The sequence below is a fragment of the Glycomyces tritici genome, assembly GCF_030403505.1.
This window is the reverse complement of record NZ_JAUEMJ010000003.1, coordinates 278,755-298,824: the sequence shown is the minus strand read 5'-3', so window position 1 is coordinate 298,824 and position 20,070 is coordinate 278,755. Positions and strand designations below refer to the sequence as shown.

The following is a 20,070-nucleotide window of genomic DNA, read 5'->3' as shown; positions in this document are numbered from 1 at the left end:
CGCAACTTTCGACAGCTTGGGGAAAGCGCTCAGCCATTCTAGCTGGTGGCGCCGCCTGCGGCAGGTCGGGATCGCGCCTGGAACCGCCTCCCGGCGCACCGCGGCGGGCGCGCGTTTGCCATCCGAACGGCATCCGCGCTAGGCCCGGTACGCCTCCTTGGCGGCCGTGGTGAACACCTCGACCGCGGCGTCGCCCGCGGTCTCGCCGAGGAAGTACTCGCGGGTCTCTTTGCGCTGTGCCGCTTTGGAATCGGTGACGAGGAGCTCGTCGAAGACGGCTGCGACGTTGGCGGCGTCGCGGTCGAGGCGGTAGGCGCCCTTGGCGATCCACGCCTCCTCGGTGAAGCGCTCGCCGAGCCCGGCCATGTCCGTCACGGCGAAGGGCCGGTCGGAGGCGATCCAGTCGGTGGCGACGCCGCTGACGTCGCACACGGCGATGTCGGCGGCGTTGATGCAGTCGACGAGCCCCACGGACCCGGCGGCCTGCGAGCCCCACAGGTGGGCGCGGCCGGACCGCTCGGCGTCCTCGGCGAGGAGGCGCTCGATCTCGTCGAGGCGGCGCGCGGCGGCGAGGTTGAACCGCGTGTACGGGTGGGCGCGCATGATGACGGCCAGGTCGCGGCGCAGCGCCTCTTCGACGATCCGCTTGCCGATGGCGAGCGACGAGTAGTCGAACTCGCTGGTGAGCCCGGTCCACGTGGGGGCGTAGAGGAGCACGGGCCGGGGCCCGGAGGCGGTGCGGGGCCCGGTGGCGACGGCGGCGAGCTGGGGGCGGCCGACCTTGCGGAAGTCGAGGTCGAGGCCGTGCGCGCGGTACCGGTCGACGGCGGCCTGCCCGGCCACGAACACGGTGTCGTAGATCGCGGTGACCTTGTTGAAGCTGGAGGCCTTGTCGGACTCGCCGTGGAACAGCTGGAGGTGCTTGAGGTGCCCGAATCGCACCAGGTGCGTGTTGAGCGCGGAACCGTTGACGTAGAACGCGGCCTTGACGCTGGGCACGAGGAGCCGTTCGAGCTCGGACATCGAGGGGGCGACGACGACCGGCGCGCCGGTCGCGGCCCGCACCGCGTCCAGGTGGGTCTTCTCGCGGGTGACGACCGCGTAGGGGTCCCCGAGCCGGTCGAGGTACGGCAGCCACATCTCGAGCTGGTACGCCGACCCGGGCGGGCCGGAGAAGTGGACGATGAACTGCGGCTCGAGCGCTTCGAGCGCGCTGATCACGGCCTGGTCGCCGGCGTGCGCAGAGCGGCGCCGCTGGAGCAGCGCCCCGGCCGCGCCCGCGCCCGCGGCTCCCACGGTGGCGAGCGCGGCGACGGCCGCGATCCACAATGGCCCGCCCGTGCCGGTCGCCAGCGATCCGCCGGCGCCGAGCGCGAAGATGAACCCGCTGGCGCTGATGGTCTCGCCGACGGCGCGCGGCGTGAACCACGTGCGGTCGCGCTGGACTTCGAGGTTCGCGCTGGTCATGTGGCCGGTCGCGACCGCGACCGCCAGCAGCGGCTCGAAACCGACGACGGCGATGAGCGCGCCCGCGGCGATCGCGGCGGGCAGCGCGCCGTGCTGGGCCGCGACGGCGCCGATGGCGGCGAGGGCGACCCCGCGCGCGAACCGGTCCCGGTCGGGCCCCAGCTCGGGGTGCTCCCGCCACGCGAGCACGAGCGTCCCGGCCGCGAGTGCCCATGCCGCCCAAGGGGTCCAGTCCCACGGCAGGAGCGCGGCGGCGAGCGCGAGGGCGGCGAGGCCGGTCGTCGCGGTGCGGGAGAGGAGCTTGCGGAGCAGGTTCACGGCCGTCCTCAGTCGATGCTGGTCTCGGCGGGAGCCGGGTCGGGGGCGATGATCTCGTCGGCCGCCGCGGTGGCGGTCTCGGCGTCGTGGCTGGCCGCGCCCTCTTCGATCTCGGCGGCCGCGTCCTCCCCGGCGGCGACCTCGGTGCCGAGCTGGGCGCGGTTGCGCTGCTCGGCGCGGCGGGCCAGGTCGCGGGCGGCCTCGTTGAACCGCTCCTGCGAGGAGGGCTCGTCGGGGCCGAGCAGGTAGGTCTTGAGCTCGGTGCGGGCGGCTTCGAGCGGGTCGGACGCCGGGTCGCGGACGGCGGCCAGCAGCGCGTCGAGCCCCTGCGCGGCCGGGTCGACGATGAACGCGGCGCGGACGGCGGTGTTGGCGGCCTTGAAGGCCTGCTCGCCGACCCCGGCGGAGTCGACCACGGCGTACGGCTTGCCGCTGGCGATGAAGTCGGAGACGACGCTGGAGATGTCAGAGACGAGCGCGTCGGACTCGTTGAAGCAGTCGTACACGTTCGGCTGCGAGCCGGTGACCACGAGGTGGCGGTGCGGCGGCTGCGCGGCCCAGAAGGCCGTGTTCCACTCGCGGGCCGCCTCGCGCTCGGCGGCCACGACCTCAGGGGCGGTGACGGCGTCCCGGGACGCCGCCGCGTCAGTCCACTTGAGACCGGCGGCGTCGGTGTCGACCTGGCCCGGCGGCGCGGGCACCTCGGCGAGGGGGACCGCGCCCGACGCCTGGTTCGCGGCGTCGATGAGCGCCCGGATGCGCAGGTCGGCGGCGCGGGCCTTGCCCGAGCGGGTGCCGGTGAACGGGTGCGGCTTGTACACCACGCGGACCGGCGGCTCGGCCTCCAGCAGCGCCTTGACGATGATCTCGCCCTGCACCGTGACCGAGGTCGTGCCCGGCTCGTCCGTCCAGTTCTCCCAGGTCGGCGCGTACAGCACCGTCGGGACCTCCCGGCCGGTCGGCCCGGTCGCGATCGCGTCGAGCTGCGGGCGCCCGACCTCCGCGATGTCCTCGTCGCGCACGCCCACGTCGGCGAGCGCCCACCGGTCGCGCCCGGCCTTCCCGGCGGTCCACAGCTCGTCGTAGGCCTTGCCGAACGGGTTGATGCTCGCGACCTTGTCGCTGTCGCCGTGCCCGATGAAGGCGTGCTTCATCGTCGGCACCCGCAGCAGGTGCAGGTTCTTGCCCACGTGCGCGGGGTAGAGCGCCACCCGCACGGTGGAGAAGTCCATGTTCATGAGGTCGACCGCGCTGGGCACCACGAGCACGGGCACCGAGGTGCGGGCCAGGTCGGGCATGGAGTGCATCTCGCGCAGGATCACCAGGGGCCGCTCGCCCTCCATCCGCTCGAGGGTCTCCAGCCACATGTTGACCTGGTAGGTCGCGTCCTTCGTGCCGGAGAACGAGAGCGCCACGGTGGGCTGGTAGCCCTCGCTCAGCCAGCGGTTGAGCCACGCCATGGCCCGGCCCGGGCTGGGCACCTGGTGGAACGGGCCCGCCCAGACGCTGAGCACGGCCAGGTAGCCGAGCGCGAGTGCGAAGGTGACCGCGGCGCCGATGTAGCCGGGCGTGTTGGTGAGGGTGAACGAGGAGACGACCAGGCCGGCCACGAGCGGCACGTCCGTGTGGAGGACCTTCTCGCCGGCGCGGTTCTCCAGCCACGGCGGCGGCGCGTCCGAGATCTTCAGCGTCGACATGTCGATGTTGCGCGCGGCGAACGGCAGCGACCGGCTCTTGCGGACCATCGCGGTGAGGCCGCCGTGCAGGACCTGGACGGCCACGAGCGCCACGAACGCGAGCGTGGCCAGGAGGACCGACCGGTAGCTCAGGCCGTGGGAGCCCGCGAGGCGGCTGACCAGCAGGATCACCATGAGCTGGCGGACCAGGAAGCGGTTGGAGATGCCGAAGCGCAGCTGCCGGAGCCGGACGATGAGCTCCTGGTACTTCCCGTGCAGCACGATGTCGGTGGCGTAGCTGACGACGAGCGCGGCGGCGAACCCGGTGGCGGAGGGCACGAGCGCCGCGATGAGCATCGCCGGGTACGTCAGGAGCATGAGGACGGTGAGTCCGAGCCCGGTTCGCCCGGCCCCTTGGACCGCGGTGCTGTTCCACAGTGCGCGCATGGACATGAGTCGCTTGGTTTCCTGTCTGGCTGGTGCTTGCGGTCGCCGCCGCCCCGCGCCGCTCGACGGGCGCGGGCGGCGGCGATCGGACTATTCGATGCCGGTGTCGAGGACCCTGGCGATGGCCTGCTCGAAGCCGCCGGTGGTCGGGTCGTCGCGGCGCACGTCGATCACCGCGCCGTTGAGCGCGGAGAGCAGCACGTCCAGGGAGGCGCGGGCCACGGTCTCGGAGGCGAGGAGGGTCTCGGGGTTCTCGGCGCCGAACGCCTTGGTGCGCATGGGGGTCGCGGTGCGCTCGGGGTTGACGCAGTTGACCTGCACGCCCTCGTCGCTCCACTCCTCGGCGAGCGCCTGGGTGAGGTTCACCATGGCGGCCTTGGTGGAGGAGTAGAGGCTGTAGTCGCGCCGGCCGCGCGTGTAGCTGGAGGAGGTGTAGAGCAGCAGCTGGCCCTGGGTCGCGGCCAGGTACGGGTACGCGGCGCGGGCGATCTGCACGGGCGCGAGGTAGTTGACCTTGAACGTCTGGTCGATGTCCTCCTGCGAGGTCTCGTTCAGGCGTCCGATCTGGAGGATCCCGGCGGTGTTGACGACGTAGTCGACGCGGCCGGTCTCGCTGTGGGCGGTCTTGAGGGCGGCCTCGACCTCTTCGGGGTCCTCGACGTGCGTGCCGGTGGTGGAGCGGCCGAAGCGGAAGACGTCCGCGCCGTAGGACTCGGCGAGGTCGGCGAGGTCGGCGCCGATGCCGTAGGAGCCGCCGAAGACGACGAGGGTCTTGCCGGTGAGGCGCTCGCGGTAGGAGGCCTCGTCGGGGGAGGGCACGTCGGTGGAGGCGAGCTGGAACAGCTTGTCGGCGATGTAGAGGTCGACCGGCTGCGTGACCTTCATGTTCCACTCGTCGCCGGCGACGACGTGGATCGGGACGCTCGGCAGGTACTTGAGGACGACGGAGCAGTCGTCGGTGGCCTCGAACTGCGGGTCGCGGTCGGCGGCCTGGTAGGCGGCGCGGATCGTCGCGAGGGTGAACGCCTGGGGGGTCTGGCCGCGTCGCAGGCGGGCGCGCTCGGGGACGTCGGTGATGAACTCGCCGTCGTCGCCGTGGGTGCGGGTGACGATGACGGTGTCGGAGGAGGGGATCGCCACGTCGACGGCGTCGTAGCGGTCGAGCGCGGCGACGGTCTCGGCGATGACGCGGCGCGAGATGAGGGGGCGCACGGCGTCGTGGAAGACGAGGCGGTGGCGCTCGGAGGCCTCGGGGCGGGCCTCGACGTGCGCGATGGCGGCCTTGGTCGAGTCGGAGCGGGTGGAGCCGCCGGGGATGACGTCGGCGACCTTCTGGAGCCCGGCCTTGGCGATCATGGCCTTGACCTCGTCGATGTACCCCTCGGCCATGAGGACGAGGATGTCGTCGATCTCGTCGGCCGCTTCGAACGCCTCGAGGGTGTGCAGGATCACGGGCTTGCCGGCGATCTTGATGAGCTGCTTGGGGATGCTCAGCCCGACCCGCTGGCCGGTGCCGCCCGCCAGGATCACCGCGGTGGTCTCCGGACGCCGGCTTTCTCCGTGACTCGACAAGTCAAGTCCTCCTCTGCTGTGCGGCCCGGCCGGTCTTGAGCGGCCGGAGGCCGACGTGAACGGTTCGTCGTGCTGGTGGACGGCCATGCTGGTGCGACCGCCTCGGACGGCCCTAGGGTGCGGTCGGGCCGGTGCGTCGCGAGAGCGGGGCGCCCTGGTGGTGCCGGGAACGGCGACCCCGGGTCGCGGTGGATTTTAGCATCGGGACGATGTCCGTTTTCCCGGATGTTGCCGTGAATTTACTCGGTCGCACGGTTGTCCGACACGGCCCGGCTTCTCGGCCGAGAACAGGCTCACAGAGGGCGGGCGCCGCAGGTGCGCCCGGGGGTCAGAGGCGGACGGGCAGGCCCAGGGCGATGGTGGCCTTCACCGTCGCCGGGTGCGGGGCGACCAGGCCCAGTTTCGCGCGGGCGTCGCACAGGTCGGCGAGCTTCTCGTAGGCGGCGGGGCCGAGGAGTTCGGTCAGCTCGACCGCATACGAGAGGTACACCGGCTCGGACGCGGTGTGCGCGGTCGGCGAGGCGGTGCACCACCAGTCGAAGTCGTGGCCGCCGGGGCCCCACGAGGCCCGGTCGAACTCGGTGATGAGGGTGACCGACACCTCGGTGCCGTCGGCGCGGTGCTCGGTCTTGAAGTCGCGCTTCACCGGCAGCTGCCAGCACACCTCGGGCTTGTACTCCATGGGGTGGACGCCGTCGCGCATCGCCTGCTGGTGCAGGGCGCAGCCGGCCCCGGTGGGGAAGCCCTCGCGGTTGTGGAAGACGCACGCGCCGTCGACGACCGCGGTCTTCTTCGCGGGCTCCTCCTCGCCGTCCTCGTTCTCGAGGGTGTCGTCGACGATGGTGTCCTTCCAGCGCCGGTGCAGCTGCCACGTCTCCGGAGTGAGCAGCTTGGCGATCTGCCTGGTGCGCTTGATGTCGGCCTCGTCGGTGTAGAACGCGCCGTGCAGGCAGCAGCCGTCCGCCGGCTGGTCCGCCTCGATGCCGGGGCACCCGCCCTCGTCGGGGTGCTTGCCGAAGACGCAGCCCCAGCGGGAGAGCAGCCAGGTGAGATCGGCCCGGACCATGGTCTCGGGGTCGTCGGGATCGAGGAACTCGACCCATTCGCGGTCGAAGTCCTGCGCCACCTCGTCGGTCATCCCACCAAGGTACCCGGCGGGGCGGAAGTTGCACGGGATGCGCGGCCGGTCGGCGCAGCCGCGAGCGGTCCGTCTCCCGCCGCAGCTCGCGAGCCGTGAACGCGAAACCCTCGGCGGAGCCTGCGAGCCGTGGATCGGCCCTCAGGGCGAAGCTTGCGAGCCGTGATTCGGCACGGCGTACTCTGGGAGGCGTGACCCAGTCCGTCCCGGTTCTGCTGTCGACCACCTCCGTCTACCCGGAGCCCACCGCCGTGGGCTTCGAGCTCGCCGCTGAACTCGGCTACGACGGGGTGGAGCTGATGGTCTTCACCGACCGGGTCTCCCAGGACCCGTCGGCCGCCGCGAGCCTCGCCAAGCACTACGGCGTGAAGATCGGCGCGGTCCACGCCCCGTGCCTCCTGGTGACGCAGCGCGTGTGGAGCGCCGACCCGTGGACCCGCCTGCGCCGCTCGGTGCAGGCCGCCGAGTACCTCGAGTCGCCCACGGTGGTCATCCACCCGCCCTTCTCCTGGCAGAAGGAGTACGCCTCGAAGTTCTCCACCGTCCTCGACGGACTCCGCGCGCGCTACCCGCACGTGACCATCGCGGTCGAGAACATGTTCCCGCTCAAGCTCGGCAAGCGCAAGCTCGTGCCCTACCGCCCCCACTGGGACCCGACCCGGCACGGGTACGACGCCTACACGCTCGACCTCTCCCACTGCGCCGCCGCCGGCGCCGACGCGATCGCCATGGCCGAGCGGATGGGCAAGGGACTGCGGCACATCCACTTGTGCGACGGCACCGACCCGGGCGCCGACCAGCACCTCGTCCCCGGGCGCGGGACGCAGCCGTGCGCCGAGCTGCTCGGCTCGCTGGGCGCCTCCGACTGGGACGGCTCGATCACCGTCGAGGTGAACACCCGCAAGAGCGGCAACCGGACCCGCCGCGCCGAGGACCTGTACGAGTCGGTGAAGTTCGCGCGCGACGCGCTCGGCTCGCAGAAGCGTCCCTAAAGCCGCCGCCCCCGCGGTCCACCGGCCTTGCAACCCGTGCCCTGACCCTCTGCTGTGGAGTGTCGGCACCGCGCCGACATCGACGTGCCACTGGTATTTCCGTCCGCGTTCCCCCCGATGTAACCCTGACCTGGCAAAGATAACGGAGCGAAAGACGCCGTCGTCGACAGGAAGCAGGCGCGATCGGATGCGAAGTGAACTCGGGGTCATCCCCCCGGCCAAGCCGCACATCGGCGAGGCGGAGATCGAAGCGGCCGTCGCGGTGCTCCGCTCCGGCATGGTCGTGCAGGGGCCGGAGGTGGCCGCGTTCGAAGCGGGCTTCACCGCGGTCGCCGGCACCGGCCACTGCGTGGCCGTCAACTCCGGCACCTCGGCGCTGCAACTCGCGCTGCTGGCCATGGGGATCGGCCCCGGCGACGAGGTCATCGTCCCCTCCTTCTCCTTCGCCGCCAGCGCCAACGCGGTCCGCCTCGTGGGCGCCGACCCCGTGTTCGCCGACATCGACCCCGCGAGCTTCGGCCTCGACCCCGCCGCCGTCGAAGCCCTGATCGGCCCCCGGACCGCCGCGATCATGCCGGTGCACCTGTACGGCAACCCCGCCGACATGGCGAGCCTGGTGGCCCTTGCCGAACGGCACGGGCTCGCGATCCTCGAGGACGCGTGCCAGGCGCACGGCGCCGCCGTCGACGGCAAGCCGGTCGGCTCCTTCGGCAAGGCCGGGACCTTCAGCTTCTACCCGACGAAGAACATGCACTCCCTCGAAGGCGGCATGGTCTCCACGGACGCCCCCGAACTCGCCCGCACCCTGCGGCTGCTGCGCAACCAGGGCATGGAGACGCGGTACCAGAACGAGATCGTCGGCGCGAACATGCGCATGACCGACGTCGCGGCCGCGATCGGCCGGGTCCAGCTCGGGCGGCTCGAGGAGTGGACCGAGGCGCGGCGCGCCAACGCGGCCCGCCTCGACGCGGCCCTCAAGGGCCTCACCGCGGTCGTCGCGCCGCCGGTCGCCGCGGGCGCCCGGCACGTGTACCACCAGTACACGGTGCGCGTTCCCGCCGGTCGCGACCGCGCCCAGGAGCTGCTGACCGAGGCGGGGATCGGTTCCGCGGTGTACTACCCGACGCCGATCCACCGGCTCGCCCCGTACGCGCATCTCGCGGCGGACCTGCCCGAGACGGACCGGGCCGCGGCCGAGGTGCTCTCGGTGCCGATCCACCCCTCGCTCACCGACCTCGACCTCGAGCGCATCGCCGAGGCGTTGACCGGTCTGGAGGGTCGCCTGTGAGCACGCTCAGAGCGGGCCTGATCGGCCTGGGGGCCATGGGCCGCAACCACGCCCGGGTCCTCGGCACCCTCGACGGCGTCGAGCTCGTCGGCATCGCAGACCCGGTCGCGGACGGTTCCGCGGTCCCCTCCGGGGCGCGGATAGTCGCCTCGGTCGACGACCTCGTCAAGCTGGGCCTGGACTACGCGGTCGTCGCGTGCCCCACGGCCTACCACGAGCAGGTGGGCCTCGCGCTCGCCGAAGCGGGCGTGCACGCGCTCATCGAGAAGCCCCTGGCGCACACCACGGAGGCGGCCCGCCGCCTGGCCGAGGCGTTCGAGTCGCGCGGGCTCGTCGCCGGCGTCGGCCACATCGAGCGGTGCAACCCGGCGATCATGTCGCTGCGCGAGCGGCTGGAATCCGGTGAGCTGGGGGAGATCCTGCAGGTCGTCACCCGCCGCCAGGGCCCGTTCCCGCACCGCATCGCGGATGTGGGCGTGGTGAAGGACCTCGCGACCCACGACATCGACCTCACCTCGTGGGTGACCGGCCAGTCGTACCGGTCGATCTCGGCCAGTACCGTGTCGCGCTCGGGCCGCGAGCACGAGGACCTGGTCTCGGCGATCGGGCGCCTCTCCGGCGGCGCGATCGCGAACCACTCGGTGAACTGGTTGAGCCCCTTCAAGGAGCGCACCGCCGTCGTCACCGGGGACCGGGGCTGCTTCATCGCGGACACGCTCACCGCCGACCTGACGTTCTACGCGAACGGCGTCGTCGACACCGAGTGGGAGGCCCTCAGGGCGTTCCGCGGCGTGTCCGAAGGGGACATGATCCGGTACGCGATCCGCAAGCGCGAGCCGCTGCTGGTCGAGCACGAGCACTTCCGGGACGCGGTGCTCGGCGGCGACACCGACATCGTCGGGCTGCGCCAGGGCCTGGCGACCGTGGAGGTCTCCGAGCAGATGCTCCTGTCGGCCGAGACCGGTGCCACCGTGGCCCTGGCCGACGCCGCGCCCGCCGGCATCTGAGACACCGAATCCGAACCGAGAGAATGGGTCACATGAACATCTGCGTGGTCGCCCTGGGCAAGATCGGGCTGCCGCTGGCGGTCCAGTTCGCCTCGAAGGGCCACAACGTCATCGGCGCCGACGTCAACCCGAAGGTGGTCGACGCGGTCAACGCCGGGCGCGAGCCGTTCCCGGGCGAGCACCGCCTGGGCGAGCTCATGGGCGCGGCCGTCGCGGCCGGGACCCTGCGGGCCACCACGGACACCGCTGCGGCCGTGGCCGAGTCGGAGGCGGTCGTCATCGTCGTGCCGCTCTTCGTGGACGCCGACGGCACCCCCGACTTCGGGTGGATGGACGCGGCGACGAACGCGGTCGCGGCGGGCCTGCGCCCCGGGACGCTCGTGTCCTACGAGACCACCTTGCCGGTGGGCACCACGCGCGACCGCTGGGCCCCGATGCTCGAGGCCGGTTCGGGCCTGCGCGCGGGTACGGACTTCCACCTGGTGTTCAGCCCCGAGCGGGTCCTGACGGGCCGCGTGTTCGCGGACCTGCGCCGCTACCCGAAGCTCGTGGGCGGCGTCGACGAGGCCTCGGCGAAGGCCGGCGTCCTGTTCTACGAGTCCGTGCTCGACTTCGACGAGCGCGAGGACCTGCCGCGCCCCAACGGCGTGTGGGACCTGGGTTCGGCGGAGGCCTCGGAGATGGCGAAGCTCGCCGAGACGACCTACCGGGACGTGAACATCGGCCTCGCCAACCAGTTCGCGCGCTTCGCGGACCGGCAGGGCCTGGACGTCATGAAGGTCATCGAGGCCTGCAACTCCCAGCCGTACAGCCACATCCACCGCCCGGGCATCGCCGTCGGCGGCCACTGCATTCCGATCTATCCGCAGATGTACCTGTGGAACGACCCGGAGGCGACGGTGGTGCGCGCCGCTCGGGAGGCGAACGCGGCCATGCCCTCCTACGCGGTCGACGTGCTCGCCGCCGCCTACGGCGACCTCGCGGGCGCCAACGTGCTCGTGCTGGGCGCGGCCTACCGCGGCGCGGTGAAGGAGACCGCGTTCTCGGGCGTGTTCCCCCTCGTGGAGTCGTTGCGCGCCAAGGGCGCCGTGCCGTTCGTGTCCGACCCGATGTACACCGTCGAGGAGCTGGAGCACGAGGGCCTGCCCGCGCACCGCGGCGAGCCGGTGACGGCCGTCGTCGTCCAGGCCGACCACGCCGAGTACCGCGAACTCGCGCCCGAGGACTTCCCTGGCGTGCGCGTCCTCCTGGACGGCCGCCGCATCACCGACCCCGCGCGCTGGCAGGGTGTTCGCCACCTGGTGCTCGGCGCATGAGCGGCGAGGCCTCGGAGCGCAAACCCGGGCCGCTCGGCCCCCGGCCGGAGGGCGCGCCCGGGCGGGTCGTGATGGTCGTGGCCAACCGGATCGACGGTGACTCCCGCGTGCAGAAGTCGGCGCAGTCCATGGCGGAGGAGGGCTGGGAGGTCCACCTCGTGGGCCTCTCCGACACCGGCAAGCCGAGCCACTACCGCCACGGCGACGTCGAGTACCACAAGATCCCGGTGCCGAAGATGAACGCGCCGAAGAGCCTGCGTAACCGCCTCTCCCGCCTGCGGTACCCGCTCGCGTACCCGAGTTCGCTGCGCGCCAACCACCGCCAGACGCGCATCAAGATCGAGCGGATCGAGCTGGAGGCGAGCCGGGACGAGGCGGGCCGCGGCGACGACGGGCTCCTGCGCGTCCCGCGTCCGGCCAGGCGGCTCGGCCGCAAGGTCCAGCGGTTCTGGATCGGCCGCCGCATCGACCAGACCCGCGCCCGCGCACGGTATCTGGAGGCCGACGACCGGTTCCTGGAGCGGGCCGTCCGCCGCTGGTGGGTCCTGCTGCTGGGCGACCGCGTCTGGCGGCGCCTCGACTACGACGCGATCCGGATCGAGGCGGCGCTGCGCCCCGAGATCCTGCGGCTCGAACCGGATCTGGTGCACGCGCACGACATGTACCCGATCGGCCTCTGCGCCCGTGCGGTACTGGCGCTGCAGCGCAAGGGGAAGCGGGTGAAGCTCCTCTACGACGCGCACGAGTTCGTGCCCGGCTGCGACTCGCTCCCGGCCGACCGCCTCGAGTCGCTGACGCGGTACGAGCGCCGGTACCTGCCGTACGCCGACGCGGTCGTCACCGTGTCCGGGCCGCTCGCGGAGCTGCTCAAGGAGACGCACGGCCTCGCCCGGCTGCCCGCGGTGGTCCTCAACGCGCCGCTCGCCGCCGACGCCTCCCGGCCCGACCCCGGGAACGTTCGGGCCTCGTGCGGCCTCGGCCCGGAGACCCCGCTCGCGGTCTACTCCGGTTGGGCCGCACCGGAACGCAAGATCGAGCTGATCATCGAGGCCGCCCGGCTGGTGCCGGAGCTGCACGTGGCGCTGCTGACGAACCGACCCAACAACCCCTACCTAAAGTCCCTCGTGGCGCTCGGGGAGGAGTACGGGATCGGGGACCGCCTGCACTTCCTGGACTATGTGGACTACGCGGACCTGCCGCGGTACCTGTCGACCGCCGACATGGGCATCCACCCGATGCAGTCGGGCCCGGTCAACCACGAGATCGCGCTGCCGAACAAGTTCTTCGAGTACAGCCACGCGAAGCTGCCGCTGGTGGTCTCCGACGTGAAGACCCTGTCCGCCGAGGTGCGCCGCCTCGGCAACGGCGAGGTCTTCACCTCCGGGGACCTCGGCAGCCTGGTCGCGGCCATCGAGAAGATCCTGGTCGACCCGGACGCGTACCGGGTCGCCTACCAGGACGAGGCGCTCATGGCCGAGTACACCTGGGAGCGCCAGGTGCACCGGTACGTGGGCCTCTACGAGGAGCTCATCGGCCCCGCCGCCGACCCGCTGCCGCGAGCGACCGCATAGCACGGAAGAGCGAGGCCCCGCCGTCAACGGCGGGGCCTCGCTCCTTTTCGCCGCGTCTCAGCGCAGGTGCTGCTCCAGGGTCGCCACGACCGCGGCGCCCGCGTGCCCGTCGCCGTACGGCTGCCCTTGCGGCGCAGTCGGAGCCGGACGCACCGCCAGCGCGTGCCAGTCGGCGGCGGCCAGCCGGTCGGGCCGGGCGACGAGCGCGTTCCAGCCGTCCTCCAGGGTCTCGACCCATTCGGTCTCGGTGCGCAGCGTCGTGCACGGGCGGCCCAGCAGGTAGGCCTCCTTCTGGAGCCCGCCCGAGTCGGTCACCACGCCCTGGGAGGCGAGGACGGCCGCGACCAGCTCGCGGTACGGGAGCGGCTTGGCCGCGGTCACCGCGCCCTGGGTGAGCTTGAGCCCGTACTGGTCCGCCTTCGCCTGCAGCCGAGGGTGGGCCAGGAGCGCCACCGGCACGGGCAGGTTCGCCATCGACTCGATGAGGGCGGCGAGCAGTTCGGGGTCGTCGGTGTTCTCGGCCCGGTGCAGGGTCGCCACCAGGAACGGCGCGTCGGTGTCGATGCCGAGTTCGGGCCGCTGCCCGGCGGCGAGCACGGCGTCGCGGGTGCGGTGGCAGACGTCGACCATGACGTCGCCGACGTTCACGGCCCGGTCGCCGAGGCCTTCGGCCGCGAGGTGGTGCACCGCCGCTTCGGTGGGGGCCAGCAGGAGGTCGGCGCAGTGGTCGGTGAGGACCCGGTTGTGCTCCTCGGGCATGCGCCGGTTGAACGAGCGCAGCCCGGCCTCCAGGTGCGCGACCGGCAGGTGCTGCTTCACGGCGGAGAGCGCGCCGGCGATCGTGGAGTTGGTGTCGCCGTAGACGAGCACCCAGTCGGGCTGCTCCTGCTCGAGGATCGGGTCGATCGCGGCGAGCATCGCACCCGTCTGGGCCCCGTGGCCTCCCGAGCCGATGCCGAGGTGGAAGTCGGGTGCGGGGATGCCGAACTCGGTGAAGAACACGTCCGAGAGCTCGGGGTCGTAGTGCTGCCCGGTGTGGACCACGACGTGGCGGTGCGCGGTGCCCGCGAAGGCCTGCGCGACCGCCCCGAGCTTCACGAGCTGGGGCCGGGCCCCGACGATGCTGACGACCTTCATGCTGACTCCTCATTGGCTTTCGAAGGCGTGCTCTCGGACAGTTCGCCGTCCGCTTCCAGGTACTGCGCGCCGGTCTCGGGGCAGCGCCAGCGCCCGTCGCCGTCCTGCTCGAGCCTGGCGCCGGTGCGGCCGACCCACCCGGCCTGGCGGGCCGGGACGCCCATGACGAGGGCGAAGTCGGGCACGTCCTTGGTGACGACGGCTCCGGCGGCGACCATGGCCCACCTGCCGATGCGCACCGGTGCGACGCAGACGGCGCGGGCGCCGATCGAGGCGCCTTCGGCGGCGTCGACGCCCACGGGCTCCCAGTCGGCGGCGCGCTTGATCGTGCCGTCGGGGGCGACCGCGCGCGGCTGGCGGTCGTTCGTGAAGACGGCGGCGGGGCCGACGAACACGCCGTCGGCGAGGGTCGCGGGCTCGTAGACCAGGGCGAGGTTCTGGATCTTGACGTTGTCGCCGATGCGCACGCCGGTGCCGATGTAGGCGCCGCGGCCGACGACGCAGCCGCTGCCGAGGCTCGCGTGCTCGCGGATCTGCGCGAGCTCCCAGACCGCGGTGCCGTCGCCGATGCTCGCGGTCGGGTCCACTTGCGCGGATTCCTGAATCCTGTAAGACATTTGCTGCTTTCGATAGAGCAATGGCGCTCCGAAGGCGGGCGCCCGCTGGGCGAATTATACGGATCAGCGATTCGGAACCGACCCAATCGAATGCGGGAGAACGCCATTCGGACGCGACTTGCATAGGCGGCTAACTGCGGGAAAACGAAAGGTGAATCAAATCGTTTCGTATCATCTGTTCGTGAACGGCGGCCGGATCGAATTCCGGCCGGAATCTTCGGAGGACATATGTCTCAGCGCGCCGGCCGCATCGTGATGCTGGTCCAGAACGGCGTCGTCGGCGATTCCCGCGTGCAGAAGGAGGCCGCTTCGGCCGCCGCCGCGGGATGGGAGGTGTTCCTCTTGGGCCGCAGTGAGAAGCGCGCCGAAACCTGGGACCTCGGCGGGGCGGCGGTGCGGCTGGTGCCGACCGGGCGGGACTTCGACCGGCGACGCCACGAGGTGCGCCGCCCGTGGCTGCGCAGCCCGTTCGCGTACCCGCCCGGCCCGCTCGAGTCGTACCGGCGCAAGCAGGTGCAGGCGTGGAACGCCGACCTCGCGTACGAGAGGGCCCGCCTCGCGGCCGAACCGAATGCGGTCGCGTCGCTCGGGCTCGGCTGCCGGACCGCGGCGGTGCGGGCCGCGAGCCTGTGGATCCGCGCCCGCACCCGCCTCAGCCGCCGGGTGCGCGAGCGCCGCGAACGCGCGAGCGGTGCGGTCGACCGGGCCGCGTTCCGATTCTGGAAGGGCGTGCTCGGCGACCGAGCCTGGCGCCGGCTCGACCCGGCCCTGTGGGACCTGGAGCTCGCGTTCGGCCCCGTGATCGACGAACTGGCCCCGGACCTGATCCACGCCAACGACTTCCAGATGCTCGGCGTCGGCGCCCGCGCGAAGCTGCGGGCCGCCGCGAAGGGCCGCGACGTGAAACTGGTGTGGGACGCGCACGAGTTCCTGCCGGGCATGAAGCCGTGGAAGGACCACCCGTGGTGGCACGCGGCGCAGGTCGGGCACGAACGCGAATACGCGCCCTACGCCGACGCCGTGGTGACCGTCGCCGAACCGCTCGCCGAACTCCTCGTCGCCGAGCACGGCCTCACCGAGCCGCCGGCGATCGTCATGAACACCCCCGACTTCGACGGCGCCGCCGACCCCGGTGACGGCGAGCCGGTCCCCGACCTGCGGGAGCTGTGCGGCATCGAGAAGGACACGCCGCTCATGATCTACAGCGGCGTTCCGCTCGTCCAGCGCGGCATCCACATCATGGTCGAGGCCCTGCCCTCGCTCCCGGACGTCCATGCGGCACTGGTGCTCTCGAAGCACCACTGGGCGTACGTGCGCTCCATCATGGCCCGCGCCGACGAGCTCGGCGTCGCCGACCGCGTCCACCTCCTCCCGCACGTCCCGCACCACCAGGTCGTGCCCTTCGTCGCGGGCGCCGACATCGGGGTCAGCCCCAACCACCACCACCAGAACCACGAGATCTCCTTGAACACCAAGTTCTTCGACTACTCCCACGCCCGGCTGCCGATGGTCGTCTCGGACGTGAAGACCATCGCCGCGACCGTGCGCGCCACCGGCCAGGGCGAGGTCTTCCGGGCCGAGGACACCGAGGACTTCATCCGCGCCGTCAAGCAGGTCCTCGCCGACCCCGACGGCTACCGGCGCGCCTACGACGAACGCGTCCCCCTCCGGACGTGGACCTGGAAGGAGCAGGCGCGCGTGCTCACCGGCGTGTACGAACGCCTCATCGGCAGCCCCGCGCCCCGGGGCGACCGCAACGAGACCGAGGAGCGCCGTCAGTGAGCGAACGCCGACACGTCACCGTGGTGACCCCCTGGTACCCCGACGCCCAGCGCCCCTACCGGGGCTCGTTCGTGCAGGCCATGGTCGAGGCCGTCGCCCCCGGCCTCGACAGCGTGGACGTCTACCACCTCGACGGCTGGGCCGTCACCCCCGAACCCGGGAAGCTCGCCCGCGTCCGCGACCTCCAGCACCGGCTCCTGCCGCGCGCCCTCGCGCCCGCGCCCGCCGTCGCTGGAGCGACCCTCTACCGCCTCCCCGTGGTGATCGAACGCAGCCGCGACCACGCCCTCCACGCTCGCCGCCACGCCGAATGGCTCCGCGTCGCATTGGACGGCGAGCCGATCGAGTCCGACCTCATCCACGCCCACGTGCCCATGTACGGCGGGTACGCGGCGCTGGAGAACGCCCGGCCCGGCGCGCGCGTCTACCTCACCGAGCACTCCTCGTTCCTCGCCGACGTGCTCGCCCAACAGGACGCCCGCGCCCTCTACGACGAGATCCTCGACCGCTGCGCCGGGATCTTCGTCGTCGGCGAACCCCTGCACCGGCTCATCGGGGAGGTCTTCCCCCACCACACCGGGAAGCTCGCCTACATCGCCAACCCGATCGACTTCACCGCCCAGCGGCCCGGACCGCCGACCGCGCTGCGGCGCTGGCTCTCGGTGGCAGGGCTCATCGAGCGTAAGCGCATCGACCACCTCCTGCGCGCGTTCGCCGACTGCCAGGCCGAGGACCCGGACCTGACGCTGACGCTCGCCGGAGAGGGCGAGCTGCGCCGGGGGCTCCTCGCCCTGAGCGCCGAACTGGGCCTGGAGGACGCGGTGGAGTTCATCGGCGCGGTCGAGCCGGGGGACGTCCCCGGACTCATGGCCGACCACGACCTGCTCGTGCACACCAGCCGCCACGAGACCTTCGGCGTGGTCGTCGTGGAGGCGCTCGCCGCCGGGACGCCGGTCCTCGTGACGCGCTCGGGCGGCTCCGACCAGGTCCTGGAGGGCATCGAGGACGATGCCGGGCAGCTCGTCGACGTGGTCGACGACCCGCGGGCCTTTGCCGACGCCTACCGCTCACTGCGCGACCGCTACCCCGAGAAGGTCGACCTCCCGCGGGCGCGGGCGCACCTGCGCGCCAAGTACGCCTACGACGCCGTGGGCGCCCACCACCACCGGATCTGGTTCGGAGCCGCATCGTGAACCTGCTCTTCCTCGCGCCGCAGGCCAGCCGCAAGCGCGCGGTCGCGGTCGAGACCCGCCGCGCCCTCGCCGACGGCCATCATGTGGTCCTCATCGCCGAAGCCGGCATCGGTCGCGAAGGCTGGGACCTCGACCCCCGCGTCGACGTCGAATGGCTGGAGGCGAACACCATCGACGCCGCCGAGTCCCGCTCGACGGCGTTCTTCGCCCGCAAGGTCCCGCTCGGCCTCCTGCGCCGCCTCGGCCGCGGCCCGCTCCGCGGCCCCGCGGAGAAGGCCGCCCGCCGCTGGCGGCGCCGCGTCGTGCAGCCCCTGGACGTCGGCCGCAAGCGCGAGACCGAGGCCATGCGCGAACGCCACCGCCTGGACCGCGTCCACGCCCGCCTGCGGGCGGTGCGACCGGACTGGCTGGTCCTGTGCGAATCGGCTGCCGTCGAACTGGCCGCCGAGTTCGTCCCCGACCTGCTCGACGCCCATCCCCAGACCCGCACGACCTTCTCGTACGAGCCCCGCCCAGGAGACGACCGTGACCGCTGAACCGCGACCCCTGCGGCTGCTGTACCTGGCCTTCTACTTCCCGCCCTCGCGCGCCAGCGGCGTCTACCGGGCGCGCGCCACCGCGAACTACTTCGCCGAGTCCGGCTGGGACGTCACCGTCGCCCGCGTCCCGCAGTGGTTCCTCACCGACGTCGTCGGCTCCACCGACGACGGCCTCCTGGCCACGGTGGACCCGCGCATCACCACCGTCAGCCCCCCGATCGACGACTTCCAGTGGGAGACCGACATCCGCAAGTTCGGGTCCTTCCGCGGGAACTTCCCGTTCCTGGCCTCCCGCTGGCACCAGTGGCGCCAGCGGTTCGCGTTCCCCGACAAGTACGCGTCCTGGGGCGAGTCCGCGGTCGAGGAGGGCCTGCGGCTGCACGCCGAACACCCCTTCGACCTCGTGATCGCCACCGGCAACCCCTTCGCGGCCTTCGGCGCCGCCTACGAGCTCGGCAAGCGCACCGGCCTGCCGTACGTGGTGGACTACCGCGACTCCTGGACCCTCGACCTCTTCAAGAACCAGGACGCGTTCCCCAAGGGCGACAAGGCATGGCGCTGGGAGAAGCGAATCCTCGAGAACGCCGCCGAGGCGCTGTTCGTGAACGAGGCCCTGCGCACCTGGCACGCCGAGCGCTACCCGCAGGCGGCCGACCGGATGCACGTGGTGCTCAACGGCTGGGACCCCGACGTCCTCCCCGAGATGCCCGAGTCCGCGGCGGACGAGAGCCGCCCGCTCTCGTTCGCCTACATCGGCACGCTGACCGCCTACCAGCCCGTCGACGCGCTCTTCGGCGGCTTCCGCGCCATGACCGAGCAGGGCTCCCACCCCGGCAGCACGCTCGACCTGTACGGCCACATCGGGTTCTTCGCCAAGTACGAGTCGCAGATGCGCAAGCGGCTGGGGCTCGACGGCGATCTCGAGGGCGTGCAGCTCCGCGGCCCGGTCTCCAAGGCCGAGATCGGCGCCGCCTACGGCGCGAGCGACGTGCTCGTGTTCCTCGTCGGCGGCTCCAAGTACGTGACCTCCGGAAAGATCTTCGAGTACATGGCCACCGGGAAGCCGATCGTCTCCGTCCACGAACCCGGCTCGGCCGCAGAGGAACTGCTCCGCGACTACCCGCTCTGGTTCAACCCAGGGAGCCTGGATCCGGACGCGGTCGCCGCCGCGATGGCCGAGGCGGGGGACGCCGCCCGCAAGTCCGATCCTGAACTGGCCGAACGCGCCCGCGCCTACGGTGCGGGCTTCACCCGGTACCGCGCGCTCGAGGCATTCGAGCGGCGCGCCCGCGACATCGCAGTGAAGAGGAGCCAGCGGTGACCACCACCCGGGAAGACACTGCCGTGAACGCCCTACCCGAGCGGGTGGTCGTGCTGCTCTTCGGCAACGGGGCCGTCAAGCGCACCAACGACTACGCCTGGCAGATGGCCCGCCGCGGCGTGCGCGTCCAAGCGGTCGTCGCTGACGGCCAGGGTTGGCGCCGCGCGCCCTCCCTCCACCCCAGCGTCGAGGTGTACTCGCTGGCGAAGCCCGAGAACCGCCAGCCGCTCCTGTGGTTGTACGAGGCGCTCGTCGAGCGCGCCCCCGCGGCCGTGCTGCGCCGGCTGGACGGAAAGCTGCCGGGCGCGGGCTTCGCCCGCCGCGCCCACCGCAAGGTTGCGGGCTTCTGCCGCCGCAATGTCTTCTGGAAGGTCTACCGCCCCTTCCGCCACCAGGCGCTCCGCGCGATCGCCCTCCGCCGCCTCGGGAGTCTTGACATCGGCGCTGCCGACCACGTGGTCTGCCCCGACCCGGCGGCCGTCCCGCTGGCCTGGTCGATCGCCAAGCGGCACCCCCGCCCCGTCGTCACCCGCGCGCTCCACTATGGCCCGTACAAGCCCTACCCGGTCGTGAACCCGATCGAGCCCTGGGACCCCGACGATCCCGCAGCGGCCCGCCGCGAGCCCTACACGCAGCTGTAAGACCGAACTCACGACCCAAACAGCGCTAACCAGCCTGAACTGGTCGAA

General features: G+C 72.1%; 16 protein-coding genes. 10 read left to right on the top strand and 6 right to left on the bottom strand.

Going from position 1 to position 20,070, the window contains the following annotated elements; all coding sequences use genetic code 11:
• Window positions 1–138: 138 nt before the first annotated feature.
• The 4 genes from QWI33_RS11845 to QWI33_RS11830 all read right to left on the bottom strand — a co-directional run bounded on the left by QWI33_RS11845 (window position 139) and on the right by QWI33_RS11830 (window position 6,618).
• Window positions 139–1,785 carry a CDP-glycerol glycerophosphotransferase family protein gene (locus tag QWI33_RS11845; RefSeq protein ID WP_289957352.1) on the bottom strand — a complete coding sequence of 549 codons (1,647 nt, stop codon included), beginning with the start codon at window positions 1,783–1,785 and terminating at the stop codon, window positions 139–141.
• Between the two features lie 8 nt (window positions 1,786–1,793).
• Window positions 1,794–3,914, bottom strand: a complete 2,121-nt coding sequence (locus QWI33_RS11840) for a hypothetical protein (protein WP_289957351.1) — start codon at window positions 3,912–3,914, stop codon at window positions 1,794–1,796.
• A gap of 84 nt (window positions 3,915–3,998) precedes the next feature.
• Window positions 3,999–5,480 carry a bifunctional cytidylyltransferase/SDR family oxidoreductase gene (locus tag QWI33_RS11835; protein ID WP_289957350.1) on the bottom strand — a complete coding sequence of 494 codons (1,482 nt, stop codon included), beginning with the start codon at window positions 5,478–5,480 and terminating at the stop codon, window positions 3,999–4,001.
• A 328-nt stretch (window positions 5,481–5,808) separates the two neighbouring features.
• Complete coding sequence (locus QWI33_RS11830) at window positions 5,809–6,618, bottom strand: DUF3109 family protein (protein ID WP_289957349.1); 810 nt, start codon at window positions 6,616–6,618, stop codon at window positions 5,809–5,811.
• A 191-nt stretch (window positions 6,619–6,809) separates the two neighbouring features.
• Here QWI33_RS11830 and QWI33_RS11825 point away from each other — a divergent pair, with 191 nt between their 5' ends.
• The 5 genes from QWI33_RS11825 (at window position 6,810) to QWI33_RS11805 (ending at window position 12,792) form a co-directional block, all read left to right on the top strand.
• Window positions 6,810–7,610 carry a sugar phosphate isomerase/epimerase family protein gene (locus QWI33_RS11825; RefSeq protein ID WP_289957348.1) on the top strand — a complete coding sequence of 267 codons (801 nt, stop codon included), beginning with the start codon at window positions 6,810–6,812 and terminating at the stop codon, window positions 7,608–7,610.
• A gap of 187 nt (window positions 7,611–7,797) precedes the next feature.
• A complete protein-coding gene (locus tag QWI33_RS11820) occupies window positions 7,798–8,898 on the top strand; it encodes a DegT/DnrJ/EryC1/StrS family aminotransferase (protein ID WP_289957347.1) in 1,101 nt (366 codons plus the stop codon).
• Window positions 8,899–8,933: 35 nt separating this feature from the next.
• Entirely contained in the window at window positions 8,934–9,905 is a 972-nt protein-coding gene (locus tag QWI33_RS11815; RefSeq protein WP_435367581.1) for a Gfo/Idh/MocA family protein, read from the top strand.
• Window positions 9,906–9,937: 32 nt separating this feature from the next.
• Window positions 9,938–11,221 carry a nucleotide sugar dehydrogenase gene (locus QWI33_RS11810; protein WP_289957345.1) on the top strand — a complete coding sequence of 428 codons (1,284 nt, stop codon included), beginning with the start codon at window positions 9,938–9,940 and terminating at the stop codon, window positions 11,219–11,221.
• A complete protein-coding gene (locus QWI33_RS11805; protein ID WP_289957344.1) occupies window positions 11,218–12,792 on the top strand; it encodes a glycosyltransferase family 4 protein in 1,575 nt (524 codons plus the stop codon). Before QWI33_RS11810 ends, QWI33_RS11805 begins: the two co-directional genes overlap by 4 nt.
• Before the next feature lie 57 nt (window positions 12,793–12,849).
• On the opposite strand, the gene wecB is transcribed toward QWI33_RS11805, so the two are convergent.
• Both wecB and QWI33_RS11795 read right to left on the bottom strand, forming a co-directional pair.
• Window positions 12,850–13,929 (bottom strand): non-hydrolyzing UDP-N-acetylglucosamine 2-epimerase, encoded by a 1,080-nt coding sequence (wecB, locus tag QWI33_RS11800; protein WP_289957343.1) that lies wholly within the window; start codon window positions 13,927–13,929, stop codon window positions 12,850–12,852.
• Entirely contained in the window at window positions 13,926–14,546 is a 621-nt protein-coding gene (locus QWI33_RS11795) for an acyltransferase (protein ID WP_289957342.1), read from the bottom strand. Before QWI33_RS11795 ends, wecB begins: the two co-directional genes overlap by 4 nt.
• 255 nt (window positions 14,547–14,801) lie before the next feature.
• Here QWI33_RS11795 and QWI33_RS11790 point away from each other — a divergent pair, with 255 nt between their 5' ends.
• The 5 genes from QWI33_RS11790 to QWI33_RS11770 are packed head-to-tail and all read left to right on the top strand — an operon-like array spanning window position 14,802 to window position 20,022.
• The gene (locus QWI33_RS11790) at window positions 14,802–16,328 is read left to right on the top strand and encodes a glycosyltransferase family 4 protein (RefSeq protein WP_435367580.1); all 1,527 of its coding nucleotides are present in this window, start codon (window positions 14,802–14,804) and stop codon (window positions 16,326–16,328) included.
• Window positions 16,325–17,521 carry a glycosyltransferase gene (locus tag QWI33_RS11785; RefSeq protein ID WP_289957340.1) on the top strand — a complete coding sequence of 399 codons (1,197 nt, stop codon included), beginning with the start codon at window positions 16,325–16,327 and terminating at the stop codon, window positions 17,519–17,521. The genes QWI33_RS11790 and QWI33_RS11785 overlap by 4 nt, the downstream gene beginning before the upstream one ends.
• Window positions 17,518–18,057: a hypothetical protein gene (locus tag QWI33_RS11780; RefSeq protein WP_289957339.1), complete on the top strand. Its 540-nt coding sequence runs from the start codon at window positions 17,518–17,520 to the stop codon at window positions 18,055–18,057. Before QWI33_RS11785 ends, QWI33_RS11780 begins: the two co-directional genes overlap by 4 nt.
• Window positions 18,047–19,381 carry a glycosyltransferase gene (locus tag QWI33_RS11775; RefSeq protein WP_289957338.1) on the top strand — a complete coding sequence of 445 codons (1,335 nt, stop codon included), beginning with the start codon at window positions 18,047–18,049 and terminating at the stop codon, window positions 19,379–19,381. The genes QWI33_RS11780 and QWI33_RS11775 overlap by 11 nt, the downstream gene beginning before the upstream one ends.
• Window positions 19,378–20,022 carry a hypothetical protein gene (locus tag QWI33_RS11770; RefSeq protein WP_289957337.1) on the top strand — a complete coding sequence of 215 codons (645 nt, stop codon included), beginning with the start codon at window positions 19,378–19,380 and terminating at the stop codon, window positions 20,020–20,022. The genes QWI33_RS11775 and QWI33_RS11770 overlap by 4 nt, the downstream gene beginning before the upstream one ends.
• Window positions 20,023–20,070: the final 48 nt, after the last annotated feature.